Raw genomic sequence first — 23744 nt, 5'->3', positions numbered from 1 at the left:
TATATAAACATTCGTATCTGCTGTCAGCGCTAGAACAGCGATACAATGTTAATATCGTACCTAATTGAATTTGAAAGTTCAATGGGTGAACGCACTACCGCATGAAAGTAAAAATCATACAAAAAAAGCACTCATCCGCACACTACTACTGTAGCAAAGGGACGAGAGCTGTCGTGGTACCACCCTAATTCGCTGTTCTCTCACAAGAATCAGCCTTATGGTCAATATTTTGACCGGATCGCTAACGGGATCAACCGACTGTACCTACTTGGTTTCAATACAGTGACTCAGGATCGCTCAAAGATAACATTTGGTTTACCGGTTTGCACCAACCACCGGCTCTCTGAAAACCATCATGCTACTTTTTTCCTTCATAGACGTTAGAATCATTTAATTTTTCATAATGTAACATGGGTTACATATCATGTCAATACAGCAAAGAGAGAAAGTAATCAGAAAATTTCAAAATGAATTTTACACGAAACGATGATTGTATTCTAACGTAAAGATGTGAGAACAGCCAATTTTGAATAATTAGGAGCAGAGATAGAAGCTTGTATTCAATAAAGTGATATAATAGACCGATACACTATTTTATGCAGCCAAAGGATTGTGATTATGAAAAAAAGCAAGTTCCGTTCATTCAAAATTAAACGCGTACAACCTGAACAATTAACCGATAAATTATTATTGATTAATTTGTATTTAACTCAAGGCTTGACCTTGCTTGTTGGACTGATATGGATTTGGTTACAAGGACGCAACTCTTTAACATTATTACAATTGCCAACAGAACTTACTTTTATCGCATGGGGATTAGGGCTTGCAGCGCTGATGCTCGTCGTAGATCTATTTATTTCCAAAGTTGTTCCTGAAAATAGTATGGACGATGGCGGAATTAATGAAATGATCTTCAAAAATCGCCCGTTATGGCATATTATTATTATTACACTACTGGTAGGGGTCTGCGAAGAAATATTGTTCCGTGGAGCTATTCAATATGCAGTTGGGCCTTATTGGACCAGCATTATATTTGCTGCTATTCATTTCCGCTATCTACGACATTGGATTCCTACAGCATGGGTATTCGTCAGTAGCTACGCACTTGGGTATATATATATTGAATCCGGAACATTGTGGGCACCTATATTATGTCACTTTGCGATTGACCTGATATCCGGTCTAATTATTTCATTGCGGAGGGAAAAATGAGCGAGCGCCTAAGCAGGTTAGAACGTTATAGTAATACAGCAACACGAGAAAGCAGACAATCGAGTAGAGTAGCCAGATATAGTTCTGGAGAAGAAGGGCTTCTAACAGGAAGTCGTATTCGCTTACCTGCGGGTCGTAAAAAGAATGCTACCAACACTGTTCGTGGAGCTATCAACGAACAAGGAGTGTTGACGCGTTCTAGAACAGGTGAAGTTAGTGAAACAGACGAAGAAGAGAACGAAAAAGATAAAGATTACGTACCTAGAAGTACGATTTATCCATCTCGCAAAATTAAAATTGCCAAGTTTTTTTACGGGTATCTTATTTTCTTATTTGTTGCATTGACGATTATGTTGTTATGGTGGGGGATTAAGCTATCTGGGTTTATGCCGAATTGGTATTGGCTTCAGAATTTAGCGGGTCGTTCAGGTCTATAATAACTAGCTTGGTTATCATTATGAACATGAAAAAAGCAAGGGAACCAGTTATTCAACGGTGCCCTTGCTTTTTATCGTTGTCTAAAGTGAATTAACGCATTTTAGGTTCAATCGCATTTGGATCAACAAAGGTATAACCTTTGGCTTCAAGCTTGGTCAAAAGTTCATCCAAAGCTTCTACCGTCCAAGGCAATTCATGCATCAAAATAATACTGCCGGAGTGCAATTGATCCATAACGTTCGAAATAACAGCGTCCGGATCTTTTTGATTGACCCAGTCAAGTGAACCTACAGACCAGTTCATATACAGCATGTCATGCTTTTTCGCTAATGCATGTACTGTATCGTTGGTAGCACCATTTGGAGCACGTAAAAAGCGTGGTGCTTCATTGATCGTATCTTCAATCAGCTTTTGAGTGTCTTCAATTTGCTGGGTTACTTTAGCTTTGGATTCATGTTTAAGTACGATATGATCTTGTGTATGATTACCGATAATACCACCACGATCATGAATTAGTTTTAACAGTTCTGGATGAGTTTTGATCCGATAGCCATTTACGAAGAAGATCGCTTTGGCATGATGTTTGTCCAATGTATCCATCATACTATTGATCATTTTTTTCTCTTTCGGACCGTCATCAAAAGTCAAAAGAACTACTTTTTTAGGAGTTTCTTTAGATTCTTCGTTAGGTACGATATCATAATTTTTGTTCATATGATATGTATACTCAGCAGGAGCGGTAGCTTCGGTATCTTTAGCAGTTGTGCTTTCAGAAGACTGCTCAGGTGTAGTCGCTTCAGTAGAAGTTGTACCCTCGGTTGCTGGTGTGGTAGCTGTTTCGCTACTTTCTGGCGTTGTTGCAGGTGTGTTAGTACTTTGTTCGGTAGTGGCGGCAGGTGTCTCTGTAGTGGATGCTGGAGCTTGATTGCTACAAGCAGACAACATAATTACAGATAACAACAACCAACTTGCTGTTTTTTTTAACATACATTCACGCTCTTTTCTGTCTGAATTGTTAGAAAATAAAATCAATCAAAAGCACGGTGGAGCAAAATTCCGCATATGTAAATTAAATCCTTAAAGCATACGTAAGGTCAACCATAAATATGTAACGATAAGTTACAATATAGCCATAAATAGCAGTCGACCTTAAATGCACAAACTATCTTTTAAACCAAAAGAGGAAGAAATGAAACAAATTCCGAAAAAAAGATTGACAATACGTATTATTCTTATTCAGGCGTTTTAGTGCGTGCATTTAAGGATAATAAATGGTAACATACCTAATATAGCATTGCTATATCTATCATCGATATAAATAGGCAGTGACATAACCTGTATTCTATGATGGTTATGACCTATGTTTTCCAAGGGGGATCCTATTATGAAAATAGAACGACTAAGCTCAGACAAAATACGGATTTTCCTTACGTTTGATGATCTTACTGAGCGTGGAATTCAAAAAGAAGACATGTGGCAGGAAATTCCAAAAGTCCATGATCTTTTTACCGAAATGATGGATCAAGCTTATAGCGAGCTTGGATTTGATGCTACCGGTCCTCTTGCAGTCGAAGTATTTGCACTTCCTGCGCAAGGAATGGTTGTTATCGTGACGCGTGGCAAGTATGACCAACACTTGGGCACGATCAATGAAGAAGATATGGCTGACGAAATATATGAAATGGAAGTTACGCTAGAAGAAACTGATTTTATTGCGTATTCTTTCAAAGATTTTGAAGTTCTTATCGAAGCAGCTCATACTCTCTCCAAAAATGTCACTGAAGCCGGACGGCTGTACCATTATAAAGATAAATGGATTTTGACTATGGATCCTGCGGATGTTGATTTGACCAAACACGCCGCTTTGATCGCGGTATTAGCTGAATTTGGCGATACCACATCGTTAACGGAAGCAGTATTAGAAGAATACGGAAAAGTTGTTATGGCAGAAAATGCAATTGCGACAATCTGTGAACATTTTGATCGTAACGACTAAGTCCAATATAAAGGCATCTCGGGTATATCCTTCATCTTCATAGCGTGAACCGACCGGAAGGAGTTCCTAATATTATGATTTGGCACAACGTCGGACTGGGTTTACGCAAGAATGGAGGGAGAATATCGAGTGTCTTTATTTTCGATCATGATGGCAGCAATAGCTCCGGGTATTGCTCTGTTGATCTATTTTTACCTCAAGGACAGATATGAACCAGAACCACTCCATTTGGTCATCAAATTCTTTTTCTTAGGCGTGGCGATTGTATTCCCGCTTATGATTATACAACGGGCTATGGTGCTTGGATTAGGCGATAGTCCTTATGTGTTTTCCTTTCTGACTTCAGCAGGTGTAGAAGAATTTGCCAAATGGTTTATTATCTATCATATTTTGTACAATCATACAGAGTTTGACGAGCCTTATGATGGAATACTGTATACAGTAGCGCTATCATTAGGATTTGCAACTTTGGAAAATGTGCTATACGCCTTATATAACTCGATGTCAGTCATGTCGTTATTGTTACGGGGATTGCTTCCTGTTTCAGGACATGCGCTCTTTGGAGTGATCATGGGTGACTATATTGGTAAAGCCAAATTTACTACCACCAAACGCAAACGTAATATATTCCTTGCTTTAGGATTAATTCTTCCTATTTTCTGGCATGGATTATATGATCTGATTTTGCATATGATGAGTCAATATTGGTTATGGTACATTATCCCGTTGATGATCGTTCTCTGGTATGGAGGAATGAGTAAGATCACCCGAGCGAGCAACCGTTCACCTTTCCGCTTTATCAAACGTGAGGAAGAAGTTAATTTGTAATATTGTCATCAAAAGCAATCCACGAATCTGTAGCTATAGTACAGAAAAGTGTGATTGCTTTTTTTTGTCTAAAATAGCAATTTATGAAGTATCATTTATACAACAAGATGGTATAATTCGTATAACTATATGATCATAAAGAAACAAGGCAGAAATATAGAAAAAGTATAGAAATGGTTAGATATTGTTCAAGGGGGAAGAAAGGATGTCAGTGAAGTCAGGTGACATGATTTATTTTCAATTTCAAGCGGTAGAAGGAGATCAGACAGAGATATATCAATCGATTGTAGGGCGAGCGGATAACGATTCATTATATATCGGCCCATTAAGTCATAAAAAATATTCTTCTGGCAAAAAGTTAACGTTGGGCGAAGAATTGTATGCTTATTATTTAATCGACAACGAAATCAAACATTATTTCAGTACTATTGTAACAGGCTTCGATTCCACCTCTTCCTTGAGTCGTATTCGCAAACCTCTTCAAGAAGAAATTTCAGTCGTTCAAAGACGGCAATATCTACGAGTCAAAGCACAAATAGAAGTAGCAGTCAAAAAAGAAGATCATCGATTTGTAGCTATCACTGATAATGTAAGCGCTGGCGGTTTATCATTTACAACAGATGTAATGAACAAAGTGCAAAAAAATGATGTTTTAGAATGCTGGTTATTGATCCATATGAAAAATGGAAAGATCGATCATATTCCATTAACAGCGAAAGTAATGAATGTGCTTGACTCCACATCACTTACACCAAGATATTTATTAGAATATACAGTGATATCGGAAACCGATCGGCAAAAAATGATCCGCTATTGTTTTGAACGCCAATTCGATTTTAGAGTGTTGTAAATGACTCGGGGTTTTTGCATGTTATATAGGACTGTGGTATAATTTGCTTGTCGCAGGCAATGCCTGCTTTTTTAGCGAGTTGTAGTATGAAGGTTGAGGGGGATTCCCGATTGGTACGCCAAGCATTAGAATATAGCGGGAAAATGAACATTGCGATTGACGGTCCTGCTGGGGCTGGTAAAAGTACAATAGCCCGATTAGTGGCTAAACGTCTCGGTTACGTATATGTGGACACCGGTGCAATGTACAGAGCAGTAACATGGCATATGCTACAGCGAAATATCGATCCAGAAAATACTGTAGAAGTGCTTCAAGAGGCGAAGGATCTGGTGATTGAATTGATACCGGATGAACATGGACAAAAAGTTCTAGCTAATGAAGTAGACGTTACAGCAGATATTCGTAGTCTTGCCGTAAACCGGATTGTGTCACGATATGCGCAAATCGAGGGGCTGAGAGTGAAGCTTGCAACTTTACAGCGGCAAATGGCTTTGCGCAAAGGCGTTGTAATGGATGGACGCGATATCGGTACTCATGTGCTTCCGGATGCAGAAGTAAAAGTATTTATGACTGCTACTGTCCAAGAGCGAGCAAGACGAAGATTTGCAGAAATGGATGGTTCGGAAAGTATTACATTAGAGCAACTTGAACGTGAAATTGCAGCGCGCGATCAATTGGATGAACAGCGTGAATTTTCTCCGCTCGTTTGTGCAGAAGACGCAACAGTGCTGGATACGACTTCGATGTCTATCGAAGAAGTTGTTGAGAGTATTATTGCAATGGCACAGAGTGTGCAGTCAGGGAGAGTCTGATTCATGGTATACACCATTTGTAGTACGATTCTACGCATTTTGTATATGTTTTTATTTAGGCTAAAAGCTGTAGGCAAAGAGCATGTTCCCGAGCAAGGTGGAGTATTACTTTGTTCTAATCATATTAGTAATTTGGATCCACCTACTGTAGGCATTATGCTGAATCGTAAAGTTCGCTTTATGGCTAAGGAAGAGTTATTCAAAGTTCCTGTTTTGGGGCCTTTGATTAGACAACTTGGTGCTTATCCTGTCAAACGTGGCGGTGTAAGTAAAGAATCGATCAAAACATCTCTTCTGATTTTACGTGAAGGCGGTGTGTTGGGGATTTTTCCTGAAGGTAGTCGTAATGCAGGGGATGCTGCTGCCAAAAATGGTGCTGCAAGCTTTGCACTACGAACAGATGCGGCTGTCGTGCCTGTAGCGATTGTAGGTCATTACAAGCTATTCGGCAAAACAAAAGTAGTCTACGGACCACCTATTAATCTTGATGATTATCGAGGTAAAGGGGCAATAGGTACTGTAGATGAAGCGACAGACAAAATCATGCTAGCTATACGCCAATTAATTCAAGAAAATCAATAATGTTTAATGATGTTTTGAACTCTGCATTTTGCGGGTTTAAATAAATGGGGTTTGAATTGAGGAGGGTATTGACATGTCGGAAGAAAATAATAACCAAGAAACTACCGAAGTTACAAACCAGGAGGCGCTTGATCAGTTCGTCTCACTGAACAAAGGTGACACTGTCACAGGAACGATCGTCAAAATTGAAGATAACCAAGCTTATGTAAGCATCGGATATAAATATGACGGTATCATTCCGATCCGTGAACTTTCTTCACTACAAGTAGACAATGCTGCTGCAGCTGTTGAAGTAGGACAAGAAGTAGAATGTAAAGTTGTAAGTATCGACGATGAGAAAGAGAAATTGGTTCTTTCCAAACGTGCGATTGACAGCGAAAATGCTTGGGAAGTTCTTGAAAAGAATTTCGAATCAGGCGAAGTATTTGAAGTGACTGTATCAGACGTGGTTAAAGGTGGCGTAGTTGCTGATGTTGGCGTACGCGGTTTTATCCCGGCTTCTATGGTAGAACGTCATTTCGTAGAAGATTTCAGCGATTACAAAGGACGCACTTTGCGCGTTAAAGTAAAAGAATTGGATCGCGAAAACAACAAAGTCATTCTTTCACAAAAAGATGTATTGGAAGCTGAATACGAAGCTAACAAACACACAGTGATGGAAAGTCTTAAAGAAGGACAAGAATTGACAGGTACAGTACAACGTTTGACTCAATTCGGTGCTTTTGTAGACGTTGGCGGCGTAGACGGTTTGGTTCACGTATCCGAGATCGCTTGGAATCACGTAGACAAACCATCTGATGTATTGTCTGAAGGCGACGAAGTTAAAGTAAAAGTACTTCGTGTTGACCCTGAAAAAGGTAAAATCAGCTTGAGTATCAAAGCTGCTCAACCAGGACCTTGGGATTCAGCTTCTGACAAATTCAACATCGGTGATATCGTTACTGGTGAAGTAAAACGTCTTGTGAACTTCGGTGCTTTCGTTGAGATCGCTCCAGGAGTAGAAGGTTTGGTTCATATTTCCCAAATCTCTCACAAACACATTGGTACTCCACAAGAAGTTCTTGAAGAAGGACAAACGGTTTCTGTTAAAGTACTTGATGTGAACACTGAAGAAAAACGTGTTAGCTTGAGTATTAAAGAAACAGAAGAAGCTCCTGCGCAATCTGCTAAACCAGAACGCAGCAGCAACCGTGGCGACAGAGCTCCTAAACAAGAAGAATTAAACAACCCTAACGTATCTTTAAGCAACCAAGGATTGAGCATCACTCTTGGCGAACGTTTCGGTGACAAACTAAGCAAATTCAAGTGATTACGAGCGAGTGATTTTCTCGCTCGGTAAACGTCAATGTTCTAATGACGTTTACTCTTTAATCATAAGCGAGTGATCTATCCGCTCAAGCAAATATCAACGTTTTAATGATGTTTGCAAAGTTTTGAACAAAAAGAATGTCAAGCAGCGCAAACCTGAATGTTTGTAACGTTTTACAGACGCTTTACTTTAAATTCAAAATTAGAGCGAGTGATCTTCTCGCAAAATAATCTAAATCATAGTACGGGCTTTTTATGGACGGTCCATTGATAGTAAAGCGACCGCCTTTCTAGTAAAAGTCACTCAATCAATCGGCGAATCCGCAATGGATTCGTCGATTATTGCTTTTAAAGGAATAAATGAATCCGTTGTAAAGTTCATCATAATGTTAGCCAAGTGCAATGTTTTTTGCTATGATGAAAAGCGGAAAGAATGAACAGGAGGAATGGATCGTATGGCAAGACCTGTAGTTGCAATCGTGGGCCGCCCGAATGTGGGAAAATCCACAGTATTTAACCGCATGATCGGTGATCGGCTAGCAATTGTCGAAGATAAACCTGGTATTACGCGTGACCGTATCTATGGAACATCTGAATGGAATGGTAAAGCATTCAGTGTTATTGATACCGGAGGTATCGAATTAGATGGGGAAGATATGATGCTGAAGTCGATTCGTATGCAAGCTGAACTTGCAATCGAAGAAGCGGATGTTATCGTATTTATGTGTGATGTCAAAAGCGGATTGACTCAATCTGATGAAGAAGTAGCTGGAATACTATATCGTTCAGGCAAGCCGATTGTTGTTGCGATTAACAAAGTAGATAACATGGGTCGTATGAATGATATTTATGAATTTTATAATTTAGGATTTGGCGATCCGATTGGAATCTCAGGAAGTCATGGTAGTGGTATGGGTGATTTGCTAGATGCGGTTGTCAAAGAATTACCTGAAACGGTTGAAGATGAATACGGCGACGATGTTATTCGTGTAGCTCTAATCGGTCGTCCAAACGTAGGTAAATCTTCATTGGTGAATGCAATTTTGGGAGAAGAACGTGTTATTGTAAGTAATGTAGCAGGTACGACTCGTGATGCGATTGATACACCTTTTGAACGTGATGGACAACGTTATGTATTGATTGATACAGCAGGTATGCGTAAGCGTGGTAAAGTCTATGAAAATACAGAAAAATACAGTGTAATGCGTGCAATGAAAGCGATTGAGCGTGCAGATGTTGTATTAACTGTAATCAATGGTGAAGAAGGTATTATCGACCAGGACAAACACGTAGCTGGATATGCACACGATGCAGGTAAAGCAGCTATATTTGTAGTCAATAAATGGGATGTTGTTGAAAAAGATGACAAAACGATGCGTCAATTCGAATCGAATATCCGCGATCATTTCTTATTTATGAGTTATGCTCCTGTTGTATTTTTGTCTGCATTGACCAAACAACGTGTTCACAAATTGTTACCGGTTGTACAACAAGTTGCTGAACAACATGCATTGCGTATTCCTACTCATTTATTAAATGATGTAGTATCTGATGCAATTGCTATTAATCCTCCACCTACAGATAAAGGGAAACGGATGCGTATTAACTATGTAACTCAAGTTGCAGTTAAGCCACCAACCGTTATCGTATTTGTAAATGAACCTGAAATGATGCACTTTTCGTACGAGCGTTATTTGGAAAATAAAATTCGAGCGGCATTTGACTTTATCGGTACGCCGATTCGAATATTTACACGTCGAAAATCAGCATCAGATAATTAAGGAGAGAAGCATGTGATTTTATCAGTCGTGGCTATTATTATTAGTTATCTGATTGGTTCGATCAGCTTTAGTGTACTTATTGCTAAATGGCTGAAAGGAATCGATATCCGTGATCACGGAAGCGGCAACGCCGGAGCAACCAATACATTGCGCGTACTAGGCAAAGGACCTGCTATATTTGTACTTTTGTTAGATGCGCTCAAAGGTGTGGCAGCTATATGGCTTGGCGTTTGGTTCAGTATCGGGTTATCAGGACATACCATGTACTGGGTTCCTGCTTTGTGCGGAATAGCTGCTATTTTAGGGCATAACTGGCCGATTTACTTCCGTTTTCGCGGAGGTAAAGGGATTGCGACTACAATTGGCGTGTTGGCAACATTATGTATTGTGCCCACATTAATTGCAGGTGTATTTGCGATTGCATCCATTGTTATTACTCGTTATGTATCTTTAGGATCGTTAATTTTTGTAACGTTAACACCTATTGTTTTACTGATTCAGGGTTACTCTGTACCGATCATTACAGTGAGTATTATCATCTGGTTGCTTGCAGTATGGCGACATCAGACGAATATTGTCAAAATATTCAAAGGCACTGAAAATAAAATCGGATCCAAAGCGGACAAGGGAGGAAACAAAGTTGTCTGAAAAAGTGACCGTTCTAGTAGCTGGTAGTTGGGGAACTGCGCTTGCTTCTGTTCTTGCAGACAATGGTCTACAAGTGACAATATGGGCACGCAGTGAAGAGCAAGTTGCCGAGATTAATCAACAGCACACCAATACAAAGTATTTGCCAGATGCAGTTCTGTCCACTCAAATTACAGCAACTTCTGATCTTGCTGCTGCTATGGATGGAACAAAAGCAGTTGTGATTGTGGCACCTTCCAAAGCGATGCGTCAAGTATGTAGCGATCTTAAACCATATTATCATCCTGATATGCTCTGTATTCATGCTACCAAAGGATTCGAAACGAAGACACTCAAACGTATGTCTACTGTCATCAGCGAAGAACTGGACTGTCTAGAGTCAGATGTAGTGGTCTTGTCTGGTCCTAGCCATGCGGAAGAAGTGGTTAAGCGTCTGCCGACTACAGTGGTGGTTGCTTCTCACAATGCCAAAGCGGCAGCAGCGGCACAATCTTTATTTATGAATGAAGAATATTTCCGTGTGTATACGAATCTGGATCTGGTCGGAGTAGAGCTTGCCGGTGCACTTAAAAATATTATTGCATTGGGAGCCGGTATGGTAGATGGTCTTGGATTTGGTGATAATGCCAAAGCGGCTTTACTTACCCGCGGACTTGCTGAAATGGTACGTGTTGGTAGTGAAATGGGTGCTAATCCGTTGACCTTTTCTGGACTTGCAGGTATTGGCGACTTAATGGTAACTGCAAGCAGTCAACACAGTCGTAACTGGAGAGCTGGCTATATGTTAGGTCAAGGCAAGTCACTGGATGAAGTGATGGCTTCGATGAATATGGTAGTTGAAGGTGTACGCACTACAGAAGCAGCACGCGATATTTCGCTAAAATACAATGTACAAATGCCGATCGCAGAGCAGTTGTATCATGTGTTATTTGAGCAAAGTGATCCTCGTACAGCCGTCGAGACACTTATGGGACGTAATCCCAAAAATGAAATGGAAGTCATGAAGCTAGAAACATGGCAACAATGGCATTCCTAATAAAGAAATAGGCAGGAACGATGGGGTATCAATAATCCTTTCGTTCTTTTTGCACAGGAAGGAGTAGGAAATCATGGTGGAAACGCAGCAGCAGGTACAGCAGAAAAAAGAGCTGATACCATCTCTGGAGCAGCTTGTTCGTCTGCTTCAACCGTTGGAGGAGCAATCTCCTTGGTTGCTTGGTGGAAGCTGTGGTCTTTTACTACATGGTGTGAAGTTAGATAAAGCTCCACGCGATATAGATCTTTATACAGATGAGATTCGAATAGAACATATTCATGGACAGTTAGCTAGTAAATTGCCTGTGTTAGATTATCCAGTACTTGACGAGACAAGGACATATCGCTCGACACTTAGTCATTACCAGTTAGATGCGTACACTGTCGAATTAGTCGGGGGATTTGAAGTACGGGCGAGAGAATCGTATTATCGTGTACATGTAGAGCCTGTTCTTTATCCTGCTGCTCCTGTATATACGCTAGAGGCTGGAAATGTTCATTTGATGCCATTAGCACATGAATTGATTTTTAATCTATTACGTGATCGACCAGATCGCTATGAGCCGATTAGTGAACGAATACGTGAGAACTCTCAGGATCATGCATTACTTATCGAGCAGATGATACAACATAATGGATTTCATCCTCAATTTAGACAACGTATCCTTCGATTAGCTGGAATAGAACGGTAAAAGGAGAAAACAATGTCCAGAACAGACAAAGCTCAAGTCACCTTTTTGCCATCCGGTAAATCTATTCAGGTCAATATAGGAACAACAGTGCTGACAGCTGCACGCAAAGCAGGAGTTCATATTGCAGTGCGTTGTGACGGCAAAGCTGCTTGTTTGATGTGCAAAGTGAATACCCCTCATCCTTATGATGATGAAGGTCATTTGTGTATTTCAGCCGCAGAGCCACCCGAATCACGTAAATTAGGAAGTTCGATAGGACAAGGTGTACGATTATCTTGTCAAGCTAGAGTACTTGGTGATTTGACGGTGGAAGTGCCCGAAGATCGACTAAAAGCCGCGATTCGCAAACAAATGGAGCAACAAAACGAAGATCTGAGTGATTGGTAGACAAAAAAGCGCAAAATGCTTGAAATTAAAGGGTGAGTATATTACTATAGGTTTGTTCCGCCTTCTGCGCTCTATAGGCAGCAGGTGATATTTTCGAAAATTCCGCGGTGTTTACTTATATTTCGTGCAAACGAAAAACCAAGCAGCAAGTGGAGCAATCGATATAAATACTTTGGGAGGTGAAATATATGAACAAATCCGAATTGATCGCGCAAGTATCAGAAACGACTGATTTGCCGAAAAAAGACGTAACTAAAGCAGTTGATGCTGTTTTTGAAGCTATCGCTGGTGCACTACAAAGTGGTGATAAAGTACAATTGGTTGGATTTGGTAACTTCGAAGTTCGTGAGCGTTCTGCACGTAAAGGACGTAACCCACAAACAGGTGAAGAGATCGATATCGCAGCTAGCAAAATCCCGGCTTTTAAACCTGGTAAAGCATTGAAAGATGGAATTAAATAAGTTATTACATATTCCATGTGCAGGAAAGACCGTGACGATCATGTTCACGGTCTTTTCCATATCTGATCTACGTTAAATACGAAAAGGGGATAACATTTATGGAATCACCGGACAACCATTATACAAATAGTGACTATATTGTGATCAAGGCGAAAGACAACGGAGTACAGGTAATCGGTCTAACCCGCGGACGGGATACTCGTTTTCATCATACAGAGAAGTTGGATAAAGGCGAAATCATGGTCGTTCAATTTACAGAGAATACATCAGCGATTAAAGTACGTGGCAAAGCAGAAGTGATGACCAAGCATGGCTCTATGAATACAGAAGATTGATATATGTTATGGCTGATCGTAAATAAACAATCTACCTAAATACTGGCTTCCTCATGTTTAATAGTTGATTAAGGTTGAGGAAACCAGTATTTTTCTATGCCATTCATTGACTTACAAATCTTCACTAGCCCTGTCTTGTCAAAAAAACATATGGTATAATGAACTGAAATGGCTTAAAAGTTATGTTTTAGGCTATACTATGTTTGTGAAAATAAAGACTTGCACTATAAAGGCGTCGGAGGCTGAGATGAAACCATACCGTTTGTTGGAAACATCCCGAAAATACACAGAATACGATATGATTCAAAAGCATACAGGAGTTCCCGAGTTTCCAGACACTCGTGTACATTTACTTCATGCCTTTTTGAATATGACAGATCATGATGAAAGTGTCTCACATCGTGGAGAATTATTCCCACTTGTAGCAGGTATTGTGCAGATGGCAATGGATACTCATGATATGATCGATACACTGGCTGTCCATCAGGAAGAAGAAGCGATGCGTTCTCGACAGTTGAATGTATTAGCAGGAGACTTTTTCAGTAGCCGCTTTTACGAGTTATTAGCCAAAGCTGGCGAGATTGAGATGATCTCTTTGCTTAGCGCGGCAATCTGCGAAACGAACCGTCTTAAAATGAATTTATATCATGATGTTCAAAGTAAACACTTTACTGCTGATCAATATGTACAGTCGCTTACACAGCTTAAAATGGAGCTGTTTATTTTGTTTACACCGTATATTTCTACAGAAGTATCGTCATTGTGGCAAGCGTTGTTAACTGATTTTAGCCGCGCTGAGATTCTGGCTAACGAATTAACACGTCTACATGGAGAACAAGGTCCATTTGGCAGCTTTGCTTTGTATCAGGTACTTGAGCATGTACAAGCACAGACTAAAGAGCATCTAGTGAGTGATCACGTAACAGTACAACAATGGAATGAATGGGATCAGACTTATCAGATCACTGCACATCTTCGTTCAGAGCTAAGCAGTGTATTATCGAATATCTCACAACGTCTAGAACAAGCAGGTCATGCGGAGTTGCAGACTGAAGTATTACAGTTAACGGACTTGTATCAAGCATTAGTGTTGAATCAAGAGCAATAATGTTAGTGCGAAAGCAGAATATTGCCAGAGTACCTATTTTAAAATGAGGTGATTGTATCGTGACCAAACCAGAAGCTGTCAAACCGAAAGAGCAATTCGTACAATCCGTTTTTGAGTCGATTGCTCCAAAATACGATATGATGAACGATTTGCTTAGTTTCCGTCGTCACAAAGCATGGCGCAAATTTACAATGAAAAAAATGAATGTACAACCAGGCAGTTCAGCACTGGATGTATGTTGTGGAACATGTGATTGGACACTCAGTATTGCTGAAGCTAGCGGTACCGGTCAAATCAAGGGACTGGATTTCAGTCCAAATATGTTACAAGTCGGTCAGAACAAAATCAATCGTGATGGCTGGAGAGACAATATTACACTTACTCAAGGGAATGCAATGGATCTTCCATACGAAGATAATTCTTTTGATTATGTAACGATAGGATTCGGACTACGTAATGTGCCAGATCTGGTACAAGTGTTAAAAGAAATGCAGCGTGTGGTAAAGCCTGGCGGTATGGTTGTTTGTTTAGAACTATCCAAACCAACATGGCAACCGTTTAAAGGGCTGTATTATTTTTATTTCCAAAACTTATTGCCACTTATGGGCAAACTTGTAGCCAAACATTACGAGCAATACAAATGGCTGCCTGATTCACTCAAGCTGTTCCCGGGACGTGCAGAACTGGCGCAAATATTCCGAGATGTTGGGCTAGATAATGTTCAGGCGTACCCCTTAACAGGCGGTATTGCGGCACTTCATATTGGGATCAAGGAGAAGTAGAATGTTTAAGAAATTTAAAGTATTTTTAGAAATGATTAAAATAGAGCATACGCTGTTTGCGTTGCCTTTTGCTTTTATGGGAACCATTTTAGGATCATATGTAATCAATGGTCACTTGCCTTCATGGGCACAGATTGGTTGGATTTTGCTAGCGATGATTGGTGCGCGCACAGCTGCAATGAGTCTTAACCGTCTAATTGATCAGGTGTTTGATGGTAAAAATCCACGTACAATGATGCGTGCGATTCCAGCCGGTCTTTTGCGTTCAAGCGAAGTTGTACTATTTACACTAATTTCGTTAGTTATCTTTTTCTGGGCAGTAACACAATTAGATCCGTTAGCATTAAAATTATTACCGATTGCTATCTTTATGCTTGTGATCTATTCCTATACCAAACGTTTTACTTGGCTGTGTCATGTCGTGCTTGGGATGACACTAGGTCTAGCGCCACTTGGTGGTTGGATAGCAGTAACCGGTCAATTTAGCTGGACAGCGATTGTATTTTATATTGCGATTACGTTTTGGACAGCAGGTTTTGATGTGATTTATGCTTGTGCGGATGAAGAATTTGACCGCGAAGAAGGATTATATTCTATTCCAAGTCGCTTCGGAATTGCTAAAGCACTTAAAATTGCGCAAGGGTTTCATGTGATTACAGCAATCGGTCTGATTGCGATTGGCGTTATGGCTGGACTGGGCTGGTGGTATTTTATTGGTGCTGTGATCGCACTGGCTATTTTGTTCTATCAGCATTATATTTTGACACCAAAAGATTTAAGCCGTCTACAAACATCCTTTTTCACCTTAAATAGTACACTTAGTCTGATCGTATTTGTATTCACATTGATCGATCTGGTGGTGAAACAGTGGTGGTAAATTCTACAGAACATACAGCGAAACAACGCTATATTGTAGGAATTACAGGAGCTAGTGGTTCTATATACGGTATTCGATTAACCGAGGTGTTGTTATCCCTCGGTTATACTGTTCATTTAGTGATCTCGAATGCGGGTTGGCGCGTACTTAAAGAAGAGATGGATTGGGAAGCGTCTAGCAGAGAAGAAATGTTAGAGCAATATTTCGGTGAATGGTCAGAACAATTGGTATATCACTCCTTTTCTGATATCGGAGCAACGATTGCTAGCGGTTCTTTTCGGGTTAAAGCGATGATCATTGTTCCTTGTTCGATGGGGACTCTTGCTAATATTGCAGGTGGAATGTCAGCGAACTTAATGACACGAGCAGCAGATGTTGTGCTTAAAGAGGAGCGTAAATTGGTTATAGTACCAAGAGAGACTCCACTTCAAGCGATACATTTAGAAAATATGTTAAAACTAGCACGTATGGGCGTGAGTATTGTTCCGGCTATGCCTGCTTTTTATTATCGTCCCAAAACATTGGATGATACGGTCGACTTCATGGTTGGCAAGGTGCTCGATATTCTGGACATCGAACATCAATTATTTGAACGATGGGGGAATGGTCGTGAAAAGTTTTGAACAACCTTTCAAAATTGGTAAAATAGAATATACAAACGATTGGCCGGTGTATCATCATTTTGATCCGTCGGCTCTATCCTTGCCCGCAGAGATTCATAGCGATCTTCCTGCTAACTTGAATCGAGGTTTGTTAGAAGAAACATTGTATCTTACACCGGTGTCTTCATTTGCTTATGGTACGCGCTCGTCTGATTTCTGGTTATTGCCTGATCTATCTGTGAGTGCTAAAAATGCAGTCGGATCGATTCTTCTGTTTTCCAGAAAGCCAATTGCAGAACTGGGAAATGGAACGATCGCGCTGACTAATACGTCAGCTACTTCTATCAATCTTCTCAAAATTATTCTGAATAAGCGTTATCACCTTACGCCAGAATACATTTCGATGGACCCGAGCTTGGATGAAATGATGGAACAAGCGGATGCAGCTTTATTGATCGGTGATCATGCGATTGCCGCCGCGCAAAAAGATACAGGTTATATCGTGACTGATCTAGGACAAGAATGGAAGTCATGGACAGGGCTAAGTATGACATTTGCTGTATGGGCTGTTAACAAACAATTTGCAGCTACATATCCTGAATTTGTAACCGAAACAGCACAGCAATTGGTAAAAAGTAAACAGCGTTCTATCGCCGATCTGAATCCAGTGATTCAAGAGGCTCAGCAAAAAATGGGTGGCGATCATGCGTATTGGAAACACTATTTTCAGCAATTATGGTATGATTTTGGAGAAGCAGAGCAAAAAGGTTTAGCATTGTATTTTCAATATGCATATGAGCTTGGATTGCTAGATCATGAAGTACACATGGAATTATGGACTGACAATACACTAACACGGGTGAACGAATGAAACTACTGGATATTTTCGGGACACTAAAAAAAGACATGAATGTGATAGAACGACAGCTTAGTCATAGTATAGACAGTGAACATCCTTTATTAAATGAAACATCACTTCATTTGCTCAAAGCGGGAGGCAAACGGCTTCGTCCCGCTTTTGTGTTGCTTGGAGGCAAGTATGGTACGTACGATCTGGATCGTCTAAGCAATGTAGCCGTTGCTTTGGAATTGATTCATATGGCTTCACTTGTACATGATGATGTAATTGATGATGCAGACACACGTCGCGGTCAACCGACCGTCAAATCCAAATGGGATAACCGGATTGCCATGTACACAGGCGATTATATTTATGCCAAAGCATTGATGATCGTAGCACGTCTGGAAAATCCGCAAATTCATCAGGTATTATCGAAAGCGATGGTACAGATGTCTATTGGTGAGATGGAACAGATTAGAGACTTTTTCAATACCGGACAAAGTATTCGTCGCTATTTACTACGGATTCGTCGCAAAACAGCGCTATTGATCGCAATCAGTTGCCAATTGGGTGGAATTGCTGCTAATGCGCCCAAAGAAATCACGCGTGAATTATACCGATACGGTTATAACGTCGGTATGGCTTTTCAGATTCGTGATGATGTGCTGGATCTCTGCGGAACCGAGAAACAACTAGGTAAGCCACCTGGTAGCGATCTGCGTCAAGGGAATATTACGATTCCTGTTTTGTATGCACTTCAAGATGATTCACGTAGAGAGCCGTTACTGGCAGAGATTACAAGAATCCATAATGCTAATGGCGAGACAGATGTCACTACAGCAGTACGTATGGTACGTGAAAGTCAGGGAATACAAGAAGCTGAATTATTAGCGGATCGTTATATTCAAAAAGCGATGCATGCGCTTAGTCAGTTGCCAGCAGGTAGAACGCAAAAGCACTTGCAAGAGATTGCTAAATTTGTAGCTAATCGTTCACATTAATCTACAACAATGTTCGACAATTTTATGTTTTATTGCAGAATATAGAAGATTGTGCAAAATAAAATGCTTGGCTATACGTAAAATATTTACTAATTGCTAATAGAGTGGGATCATACGGTCGATATATACATTACAAAGCATATTGAATAGCGGTTCAAATCACTATTTTGTCCAAATATTCGATATGTCCAGTAATGTATACCGTTCAGGTTTGAGTACAATCAGAAAATGTCGAAAATTGCTATGAAACGCTTCCTTTCTGTAAACAGTGGTTTCTGTTAGAATACACAGGTGGGCATCATTACCAACTATGCCCAGTAGCAGATCACATTGTAGATAATGGGAGAGTGAACCAATGGAACGCACATTTTTGATGATTAAACCTGATGGTGTGCAGCGGGGGTTAATAGGACGCATTGTCAGTCGTTTGGAGGACAAAGGCTTTAAGCTGGTAGGTGGCAAGTTCGTAACCGCAACAGAGGAACAGGCAAAGCGTCATTATGCAGAGCACGAAGGCAAAGCATTCTATGATGGTTTGATCAGCTTTATTACTTCAGGTCCGGTGTTCGCTATGGTCTGGGAAGGTGATGATATTATCACAATCTCTCGCATGGTTATCGGCAAAACAAAAGTAACTGAAGCACAACCTGGAACGATTCGTGGTGACTTTGCTAATCATACTCCACTCAATCTGATTCACGGTTCCGATTCAGTTGAAAGTGCTGAACGGGAGATTGCTAATTTTTTTGACGAGAACGAATTAAGCGTTTACGACAAAAATATTTCAGCATGGATCTAAACATACCCTCGCATGGACTGCACTTATAATGATGATCAAGGAAGTGATCCCATGCTTATTAATGATACTATTCATTCAGACCCGGACTATGTAGGTTTTATAAAAAAAGTAAAAGATAATACTGGAATCGATTTGTCTCAATACAAAGAAGCTCAAATGAAGCGTCGTCTGACAACATTACGTACCAAAAATGGATTTTCTACATTTAGCGCGTTTTTCGATGCAATGTTGAAAGACAAAACGTTATTTTATGAATTTTTGGATCGTATGACGATCAACGTGTCTGAATTTTGGCGTAACCCGAACCGTTGGGAAGTATTGCGTGATTCGATTTTACCGCAATTGCAAAAAAACAACGGTAAAAACTTAAAAGTATGGAGCGCAGCTTGTTCTACAGGTGAAGAGCCATATACATTGTCGATGATCCTGTCTGACAAAAATCTTTTATCCAGTACTACTTTACATGCTACGGATATTGATGACGGTGCATTGGAAAAAGCTAAAAAAGGAATGTATTTGGAACGTTCATTGAAAGATGTTCCTGCTGATGTTGCCAAACGCCATTTTACAGCAGATGGTCACATGTTCCATATTAGTGACTCGCTGAAAAAAGCGGTAAATTTCCGTAAAGGTAACCTACTGACCGATACGTTTGAAACAGGATACGATCTAATCGTATGTCGCAACGTGATGATTTATTTTACAGAAGAAGCCAAAAACATGCTGTATCATAAATTCGCAAACAGTCTGCGTCCTGGTGGAGTATTATTTGTAGGCAGTACGGAGCAGATTTTTTCTCCGGCACAATATGGGTTCGAGACATCGGAAACATTCTTTTATTACAAAAAAGGCTGATTTCGCTTGATCTGTAATAAAAAGTGCACATGACTGAGGCTAGAAATACGCGATACTTATTCATGTATAGACTCATGTTCTAGATCTAATCTAAAGAGAATCTATGCAATCCATTTAAATAAAAACACGCTGCTGGTATCGTCTATGACGAAAAGGTGGCGTGTTTTTTATGATAAATAGCTGGTAAGAATAGATTACATCAATGTTTTACCCTTTCTTGTCAAACCAATAGATGCTGTACTATAATAAGCAAAGATAATTACGGATTTTAGCAATGCACAGTTTAACAGTTTAAAGGGGGAACGCAACAATGAGTTTACGTTATTTAACAGCAGGGGAGACACATGGTCCCCAATTGACTGCGATTATCGAAGGATTACCAAGCCAGCTAGAGCTGGATTTTGAAGCATTGAATTTCCAATTGGCACGTCGTCAGAAAGGGTATGGACGAGGTCGCCGTATGCAAATTGAAAAAGATACAGCTGATATCGTAGGCGGTGTACGTCATGGATATACAACAGGAGCACCTGTAGCCTTGGTTGTAGCTAATAATGACTGGAAGCACTGGACTAAAATTATGAATATTGAGCCGATGGAAGGTACAGACGAAGAAAAACGTCGTGTACATCGTCCACGTCCAGGTCATGCTGATCTGAATGGCGGTCTTAAATATAATCACAAAGATTTGCGTAACGTGTTAGAGCGTTCTAGTGCACGTGAGACAGCGATTCGTGTCGCTTGTGGAGCTGTAGCACGTCAATTTCTTGAAGCATTTGGTATCAAAGTTGCCGGACAAGTCATTCGTATCGGTGAAATTGTAGCACCACCGCATAATCTTCCACTGGATCAGTTAATTGCGCAAACGGAAGAATCTTCTGTACGTGTGGTTGATAAAGAAACCGAGCAAAAAATGGAAGCTTATATCGAACAAATCAAAAAAGAAGGTGACTCGATCGGTGGAGTAGTTGAATGTATTATTGAAGGCGTTCCTGTCGGTCTGGGAAGTTTTGTTCAATATGACCGTAAGCTTGATGCACGTATCGCTCAAGCCGTTATGTCGATCAATGCTTTTAAAGGTGTAGAGATCGGTATTGGTTTTGAAGCAGGAGAACTTCGTGGTTCACAAGTACATGATGAGATTTTATATAACGAAGAGCGTGGATATCATCGTGCTAGCAACCGTCTGGGTGGATTTGAAGGTGGAATGACAAATGGTATGCCTATCGTTGTCCGCGGAGTAATGAAGCCTATTCCAACATTGTACAAACCGCTACAAAGTGTAGATATCGATACGAAAGAAGCATTTACTGCTCAAGTGGAACGTTCTGATGCTTGTGCTGTACCTGCCGCTAGTGTTGTGCTTGAAAGTGTTGTTGCCTGGGAAGTAGCCAAGGCTTTCCTTGAGAAATTTGGCGGCGACTCGATGGATGAGATTCGTAACAATCTTAAAAATTACCTTGCTCAAGTGGAGCAATACTAATGTCTGCGGTGAGAACCGTTGATGTCCAACTTGGCGAACGTTCCTATCCAATCTATATTGGAGAAGATTTGTTGCAACAGGCAGGAACTTATTTAGACAATCATCGCATTTCTAAGCAAAGTCCGGTATTGATCGTTACCGATGAACATGTGGCTGATCCTTATCTGAATATTGTGGAGCAGTCATTGACTGCTTCTGGATTTACAGTCGTGACCGCGATTGTAGGTGCAGGGGAACAGTCCAAATCGATGTCTGTATTTGAAGAAGTCATGACCAAAGCGATTCAAGGTGGTCTGGATCGCAAATCAACTGTCATCGCTTTGGGTGGCGGTGTAGTAGGTGATCTGGCTGGGTTTGTTGCTGGCTCCTATATGCGCGGTATCCGGTTTATTCAGATGCCGACTAGCGTACTTGCTCATGATAGCAGTGTAGGCGGAAAAGTAGCGATTAATCATCGTCTGGCTAAAAATATGATCGGTGTTTTCCATCAACCAGAGTTCGTATTATATGATCTGACAACACTTCAAACATTACCCAAACGTGAAATTAATGCTGGACTTGCAGAGATGGTGAAGCATGGTTTAATCTGGGATAAAGAATTTGCTTATTGGTGTCTGGAACATGCTGAAGAGTTGAAATCTGTAGACATGACAGCGATGGGTTATGGACTAGAAAAAGGATGTTCGATCAAAGCAATCGTCGTTTCACGTGATGAACGCGAAAATGATCTACGAGCAATTCTTAATCTAGGACACACTATAGGACATGCTATTGAAGCGGTAGCAGGATATGGTGAGATTATTCATGGAGAAGCGATCTCTATCGGTATGGTCGGTTCTGCGCTGATCGGTGAACAATTAGGTGGAGAACCCGGTCTGGTGGATACGACACGTCGGATGTTAACAGCACTTGGACTGCCTACTGTATTGCCTGAGCGTCTGGATACTGATCGGATTATGGAAGCGATGATGCATGATAAAAAGTTTCAAGAAGGATCAATGACATTTATCGTTCCCAAATCGATTGGTGTTGTAGAGATCAATCACAATGTTGATTATGATCTGGTACGCCGTGTAGTCGAGCAATTAAAGGAAGAGGTGTAAACGATGTACAATCGAGGAATTCGTGGGGCTACTACAGTAATCAATAATGACAAACAGGAAATATTGGATGAAACCGTAGTATTGCTGAAGGAGATTGTAGGCCGTAATCAATTTGAACCTGAAGATATCAGCTGTATCTGGATTACGATGACACCTGATCTGGATGCTATTTTTCCAGCATTAGCGATTCGTGAAATGGAAGGTTGGAATATGGTTCCTTTAATGTGTGCGGTGGAAGCAGCAGTACAGAACAGCTTACCTAAATGTATCCGACTGATGATTCAAGTAAATACGACAAAATCACAACAAGAAATCAAACATGTTTATTTAAACGAAGCCAAGCGATTACGTCCAGATTTAGTCATTTCAGAATAGGGATATGATGTAAGGGTTGCGTTAGACGTTTCTTTTGCTGTATAGTAGTCGTTAAGATAAATAGTAAGAGCCGTGTAATGAGCTGAGATGCAAGTAGAGGTAGAGAAGAGTATAGATGAGAATGAAACGTAAGCCTTGTCGGCGGGCAGAGCGGATTGATCCATAAGTGTGAAGACACTGTATGTTATTCAATTCGGATCGTGTGCCAGCAGGAAGACAATAGCGAAGACGTTTCAAGCAGTATAACGTGGTACAGCTAGAAATAGACAATAGAAGTATCTGTATAGCACAATCGTAAGTATCACCTAAAATGATGATTATCAGAATGATGGATATAACGAGAGATACAAGAGTGTATCACTGTTATCATAAATGGGTAATCATATCAAAGTGGTGCTAACTAGATAGCTGACAGATGATGAATATCAGTATGCAGATGTATAATGTCTGTTTACTTATTTCTTTGTACTATTTGTAGTGGGAATACTTCGATTCTGCCGGAATCCCAAGTAATCGATTCTGACATTTGTACATTTTGTACGTCTATTGCAGCCTT

27 protein-coding genes and 1 other annotated feature are annotated in these 23744 nt (G+C 40.4%); of the genes, 26 read left to right on the top strand and 1 reads right to left on the bottom strand.

Translation table 11 applies throughout. The features are described from left to right. Positions 1 to 154: 154 nt before the first annotated feature. Positions 155 to 384, bottom strand: a binding site (T-box leader). 234 nt (positions 385 to 618) lie between these two features. Further along, on the top strand, positions 619 to 1212 hold the full coding sequence (locus QCD85_RS08010) for a type II CAAX endopeptidase family protein (RefSeq protein ID WP_301262215.1): 594 nt from the start codon (positions 619 to 621) through the stop codon (positions 1210 to 1212). Beyond that, positions 1209 to 1649, top strand: a complete 441-nt coding sequence (locus QCD85_RS08005) for a hypothetical protein (RefSeq protein WP_273612881.1) — start codon at positions 1209 to 1211, stop codon at positions 1647 to 1649. Before QCD85_RS08010 ends, QCD85_RS08005 begins: the two co-directional genes overlap by 4 nt. A gap of 91 nt (positions 1650 to 1740) precedes the next feature. Here the strand turns inward: QCD85_RS08005 and QCD85_RS08000 are convergent, their stop codons facing one another. Further along, positions 1741 to 2637, bottom strand: coding sequence for a polysaccharide deacetylase family protein (locus tag QCD85_RS08000; RefSeq protein ID WP_301262214.1), 897 nt, complete (start codon positions 2635 to 2637; stop codon positions 1741 to 1743). Between the two features lie 397 nt (positions 2638 to 3034). On the opposite strand from QCD85_RS08000, the gene QCD85_RS07995 reads away from it, so the two are divergent. The 24 genes from QCD85_RS07995 to aroH all read left to right on the top strand — a co-directional run bounded on the left by QCD85_RS07995 (position 3035) and on the right by aroH (position 23188). Next, positions 3035 to 3646: a genetic competence negative regulator gene (locus QCD85_RS07995; protein ID WP_069327899.1), complete on the top strand. Its 612-nt coding sequence runs from the start codon at positions 3035 to 3037 to the stop codon at positions 3644 to 3646. Positions 3647 to 3775: 129 nt separating this feature from the next. Then, entirely contained in the window at positions 3776 to 4474 is a 699-nt protein-coding gene (gene prsW / locus QCD85_RS07990; RefSeq protein WP_204823492.1) for a glutamic-type intramembrane protease PrsW, read from the top strand. A gap of 205 nt (positions 4475 to 4679) precedes the next feature. Then, positions 4680 to 5324: a flagellar brake protein gene (locus tag QCD85_RS07985; protein WP_301262213.1), complete on the top strand. Its 645-nt coding sequence runs from the start codon at positions 4680 to 4682 to the stop codon at positions 5322 to 5324. A 110-nt stretch (positions 5325 to 5434) separates the two neighbouring features. Then, positions 5435 to 6136 carry a (d)CMP kinase gene (cmk, locus tag QCD85_RS07980; RefSeq protein ID WP_441005608.1) on the top strand — a complete coding sequence of 234 codons (702 nt, stop codon included), beginning with the start codon at positions 5435 to 5437 and terminating at the stop codon, positions 6134 to 6136. A gap of 3 nt (positions 6137 to 6139) precedes the next feature. Further along, positions 6140 to 6718 carry a lysophospholipid acyltransferase family protein gene (locus QCD85_RS07975; RefSeq protein ID WP_204823498.1) on the top strand — a complete coding sequence of 193 codons (579 nt, stop codon included), beginning with the start codon at positions 6140 to 6142 and terminating at the stop codon, positions 6716 to 6718. 73 nt (positions 6719 to 6791) lie between these two features. Further along, entirely contained in the window at positions 6792 to 8027 is a 1236-nt protein-coding gene (gene rpsA, locus QCD85_RS07970) for a 30S ribosomal protein S1 (RefSeq protein ID WP_301262212.1), read from the top strand. 454 nt (positions 8028 to 8481) lie between these two features. After that, positions 8482 to 9807, top strand: a complete 1326-nt coding sequence (gene der / locus QCD85_RS07965) for a ribosome biogenesis GTPase Der (protein ID WP_274172408.1) — start codon at positions 8482 to 8484, stop codon at positions 9805 to 9807. A 12-nt stretch (positions 9808 to 9819) separates the two neighbouring features. Continuing rightward, positions 9820 to 10455: a glycerol-3-phosphate 1-O-acyltransferase PlsY gene (gene plsY / locus QCD85_RS07960; RefSeq protein WP_301262211.1), complete on the top strand. Its 636-nt coding sequence runs from the start codon at positions 9820 to 9822 to the stop codon at positions 10453 to 10455. Next, positions 10448 to 11491 carry an NAD(P)H-dependent glycerol-3-phosphate dehydrogenase gene (locus QCD85_RS07955; protein WP_273612876.1) on the top strand — a complete coding sequence of 348 codons (1044 nt, stop codon included), beginning with the start codon at positions 10448 to 10450 and terminating at the stop codon, positions 11489 to 11491. The genes plsY and QCD85_RS07955 overlap by 8 nt, the downstream gene beginning before the upstream one ends. Positions 11492 to 11564: 73 nt before the next feature. Further along, a complete protein-coding gene (locus tag QCD85_RS07950) occupies positions 11565 to 12182 on the top strand; it encodes a hypothetical protein (RefSeq protein WP_273612875.1) in 618 nt (205 codons plus the stop codon). A 12-nt stretch (positions 12183 to 12194) separates the two neighbouring features. Next, the gene (locus QCD85_RS07945) at positions 12195 to 12569 is read left to right on the top strand and encodes a 2Fe-2S iron-sulfur cluster-binding protein (protein WP_301262210.1); all 375 of its coding nucleotides are present in this window, start codon (positions 12195 to 12197) and stop codon (positions 12567 to 12569) included. 188 nt (positions 12570 to 12757) lie between these two features. Beyond that, positions 12758 to 13030: an HU family DNA-binding protein gene (locus tag QCD85_RS07940; protein WP_069327910.1), complete on the top strand. Its 273-nt coding sequence runs from the start codon at positions 12758 to 12760 to the stop codon at positions 13028 to 13030. Positions 13031 to 13128: 98 nt separating this feature from the next. After that, positions 13129 to 13365, top strand: a complete 237-nt coding sequence (mtrB, locus tag QCD85_RS07935; protein ID WP_204823510.1) for a trp RNA-binding attenuation protein MtrB — start codon at positions 13129 to 13131, stop codon at positions 13363 to 13365. Positions 13366 to 13612: 247 nt separating this feature from the next. Further along, positions 13613 to 14473 (top strand): heptaprenyl diphosphate synthase component 1, encoded by an 861-nt coding sequence (locus QCD85_RS07930; protein WP_301262209.1) that lies wholly within the window; start codon positions 13613 to 13615, stop codon positions 14471 to 14473. Between the two features lie 59 nt (positions 14474 to 14532). After that, positions 14533 to 15255, top strand: coding sequence for a demethylmenaquinone methyltransferase (locus QCD85_RS07925; RefSeq protein ID WP_273612872.1), 723 nt, complete (start codon positions 14533 to 14535; stop codon positions 15253 to 15255). A gap of 1 nt (position 15256) precedes the next feature. Then, positions 15257 to 16132, top strand: a complete 876-nt coding sequence (locus QCD85_RS07920) for a UbiA-like polyprenyltransferase (RefSeq protein WP_204823513.1) — start codon at positions 15257 to 15259, stop codon at positions 16130 to 16132. After that, positions 16123 to 16755 carry a UbiX family flavin prenyltransferase gene (locus QCD85_RS07915; RefSeq protein WP_420540617.1) on the top strand — a complete coding sequence of 211 codons (633 nt, stop codon included), beginning with the start codon at positions 16123 to 16125 and terminating at the stop codon, positions 16753 to 16755. Before QCD85_RS07920 ends, QCD85_RS07915 begins: the two co-directional genes overlap by 10 nt. Then, entirely contained in the window at positions 16736 to 17605 is an 870-nt protein-coding gene (locus tag QCD85_RS07910; RefSeq protein WP_274172905.1) for a menaquinone biosynthesis protein, read from the top strand. The genes QCD85_RS07915 and QCD85_RS07910 overlap by 20 nt, the downstream gene beginning before the upstream one ends. Next, positions 17602 to 18576, top strand: a complete 975-nt coding sequence (locus QCD85_RS07905) for a polyprenyl synthetase family protein (RefSeq protein WP_301262207.1) — start codon at positions 17602 to 17604, stop codon at positions 18574 to 18576. The genes QCD85_RS07910 and QCD85_RS07905 overlap by 4 nt, the downstream gene beginning before the upstream one ends. 355 nt (positions 18577 to 18931) lie before the next feature. After that, complete coding sequence (gene ndk, locus QCD85_RS07900) at positions 18932 to 19375, top strand: nucleoside-diphosphate kinase (protein ID WP_204823516.1); 444 nt, start codon at positions 18932 to 18934, stop codon at positions 19373 to 19375. 51 nt (positions 19376 to 19426) lie between these two features. Beyond that, positions 19427 to 20230, top strand: coding sequence for a CheR family methyltransferase (locus QCD85_RS07895; RefSeq protein ID WP_273612868.1), 804 nt, complete (start codon positions 19427 to 19429; stop codon positions 20228 to 20230). Between the two features lie 310 nt (positions 20231 to 20540). After that, the gene (gene aroC, locus QCD85_RS07890; protein WP_301262206.1) at positions 20541 to 21710 is read left to right on the top strand and encodes a chorismate synthase; all 1170 of its coding nucleotides are present in this window, start codon (positions 20541 to 20543) and stop codon (positions 21708 to 21710) included. Between the two features lie 8 nt (positions 21711 to 21718). Continuing rightward, positions 21719 to 22813 (top strand): 3-dehydroquinate synthase, encoded by a 1095-nt coding sequence (gene aroB / locus QCD85_RS07885; RefSeq protein WP_301262228.1) that lies wholly within the window; start codon positions 21719 to 21721, stop codon positions 22811 to 22813. Positions 22814 to 22816: 3 nt separating this feature from the next. Next, positions 22817 to 23188, top strand: a complete 372-nt coding sequence (gene aroH, locus QCD85_RS07880; RefSeq protein ID WP_273612866.1) for a chorismate mutase — start codon at positions 22817 to 22819, stop codon at positions 23186 to 23188. The last annotated feature ends 556 nt before the right edge of the window (positions 23189 to 23744 follow it).

It is taken from the genome of Paenibacillus sp. PsM32 (genome assembly GCF_030433815.1).
Lineage (GTDB): Bacteria > Bacillota > Bacilli > Paenibacillales > Paenibacillaceae > Saccharibacillus > Saccharibacillus kyungheensis.
The sequence above is the reverse complement of the archived record's forward strand: the minus strand, read 5'-3'. Positions and strand labels throughout refer to the sequence as shown.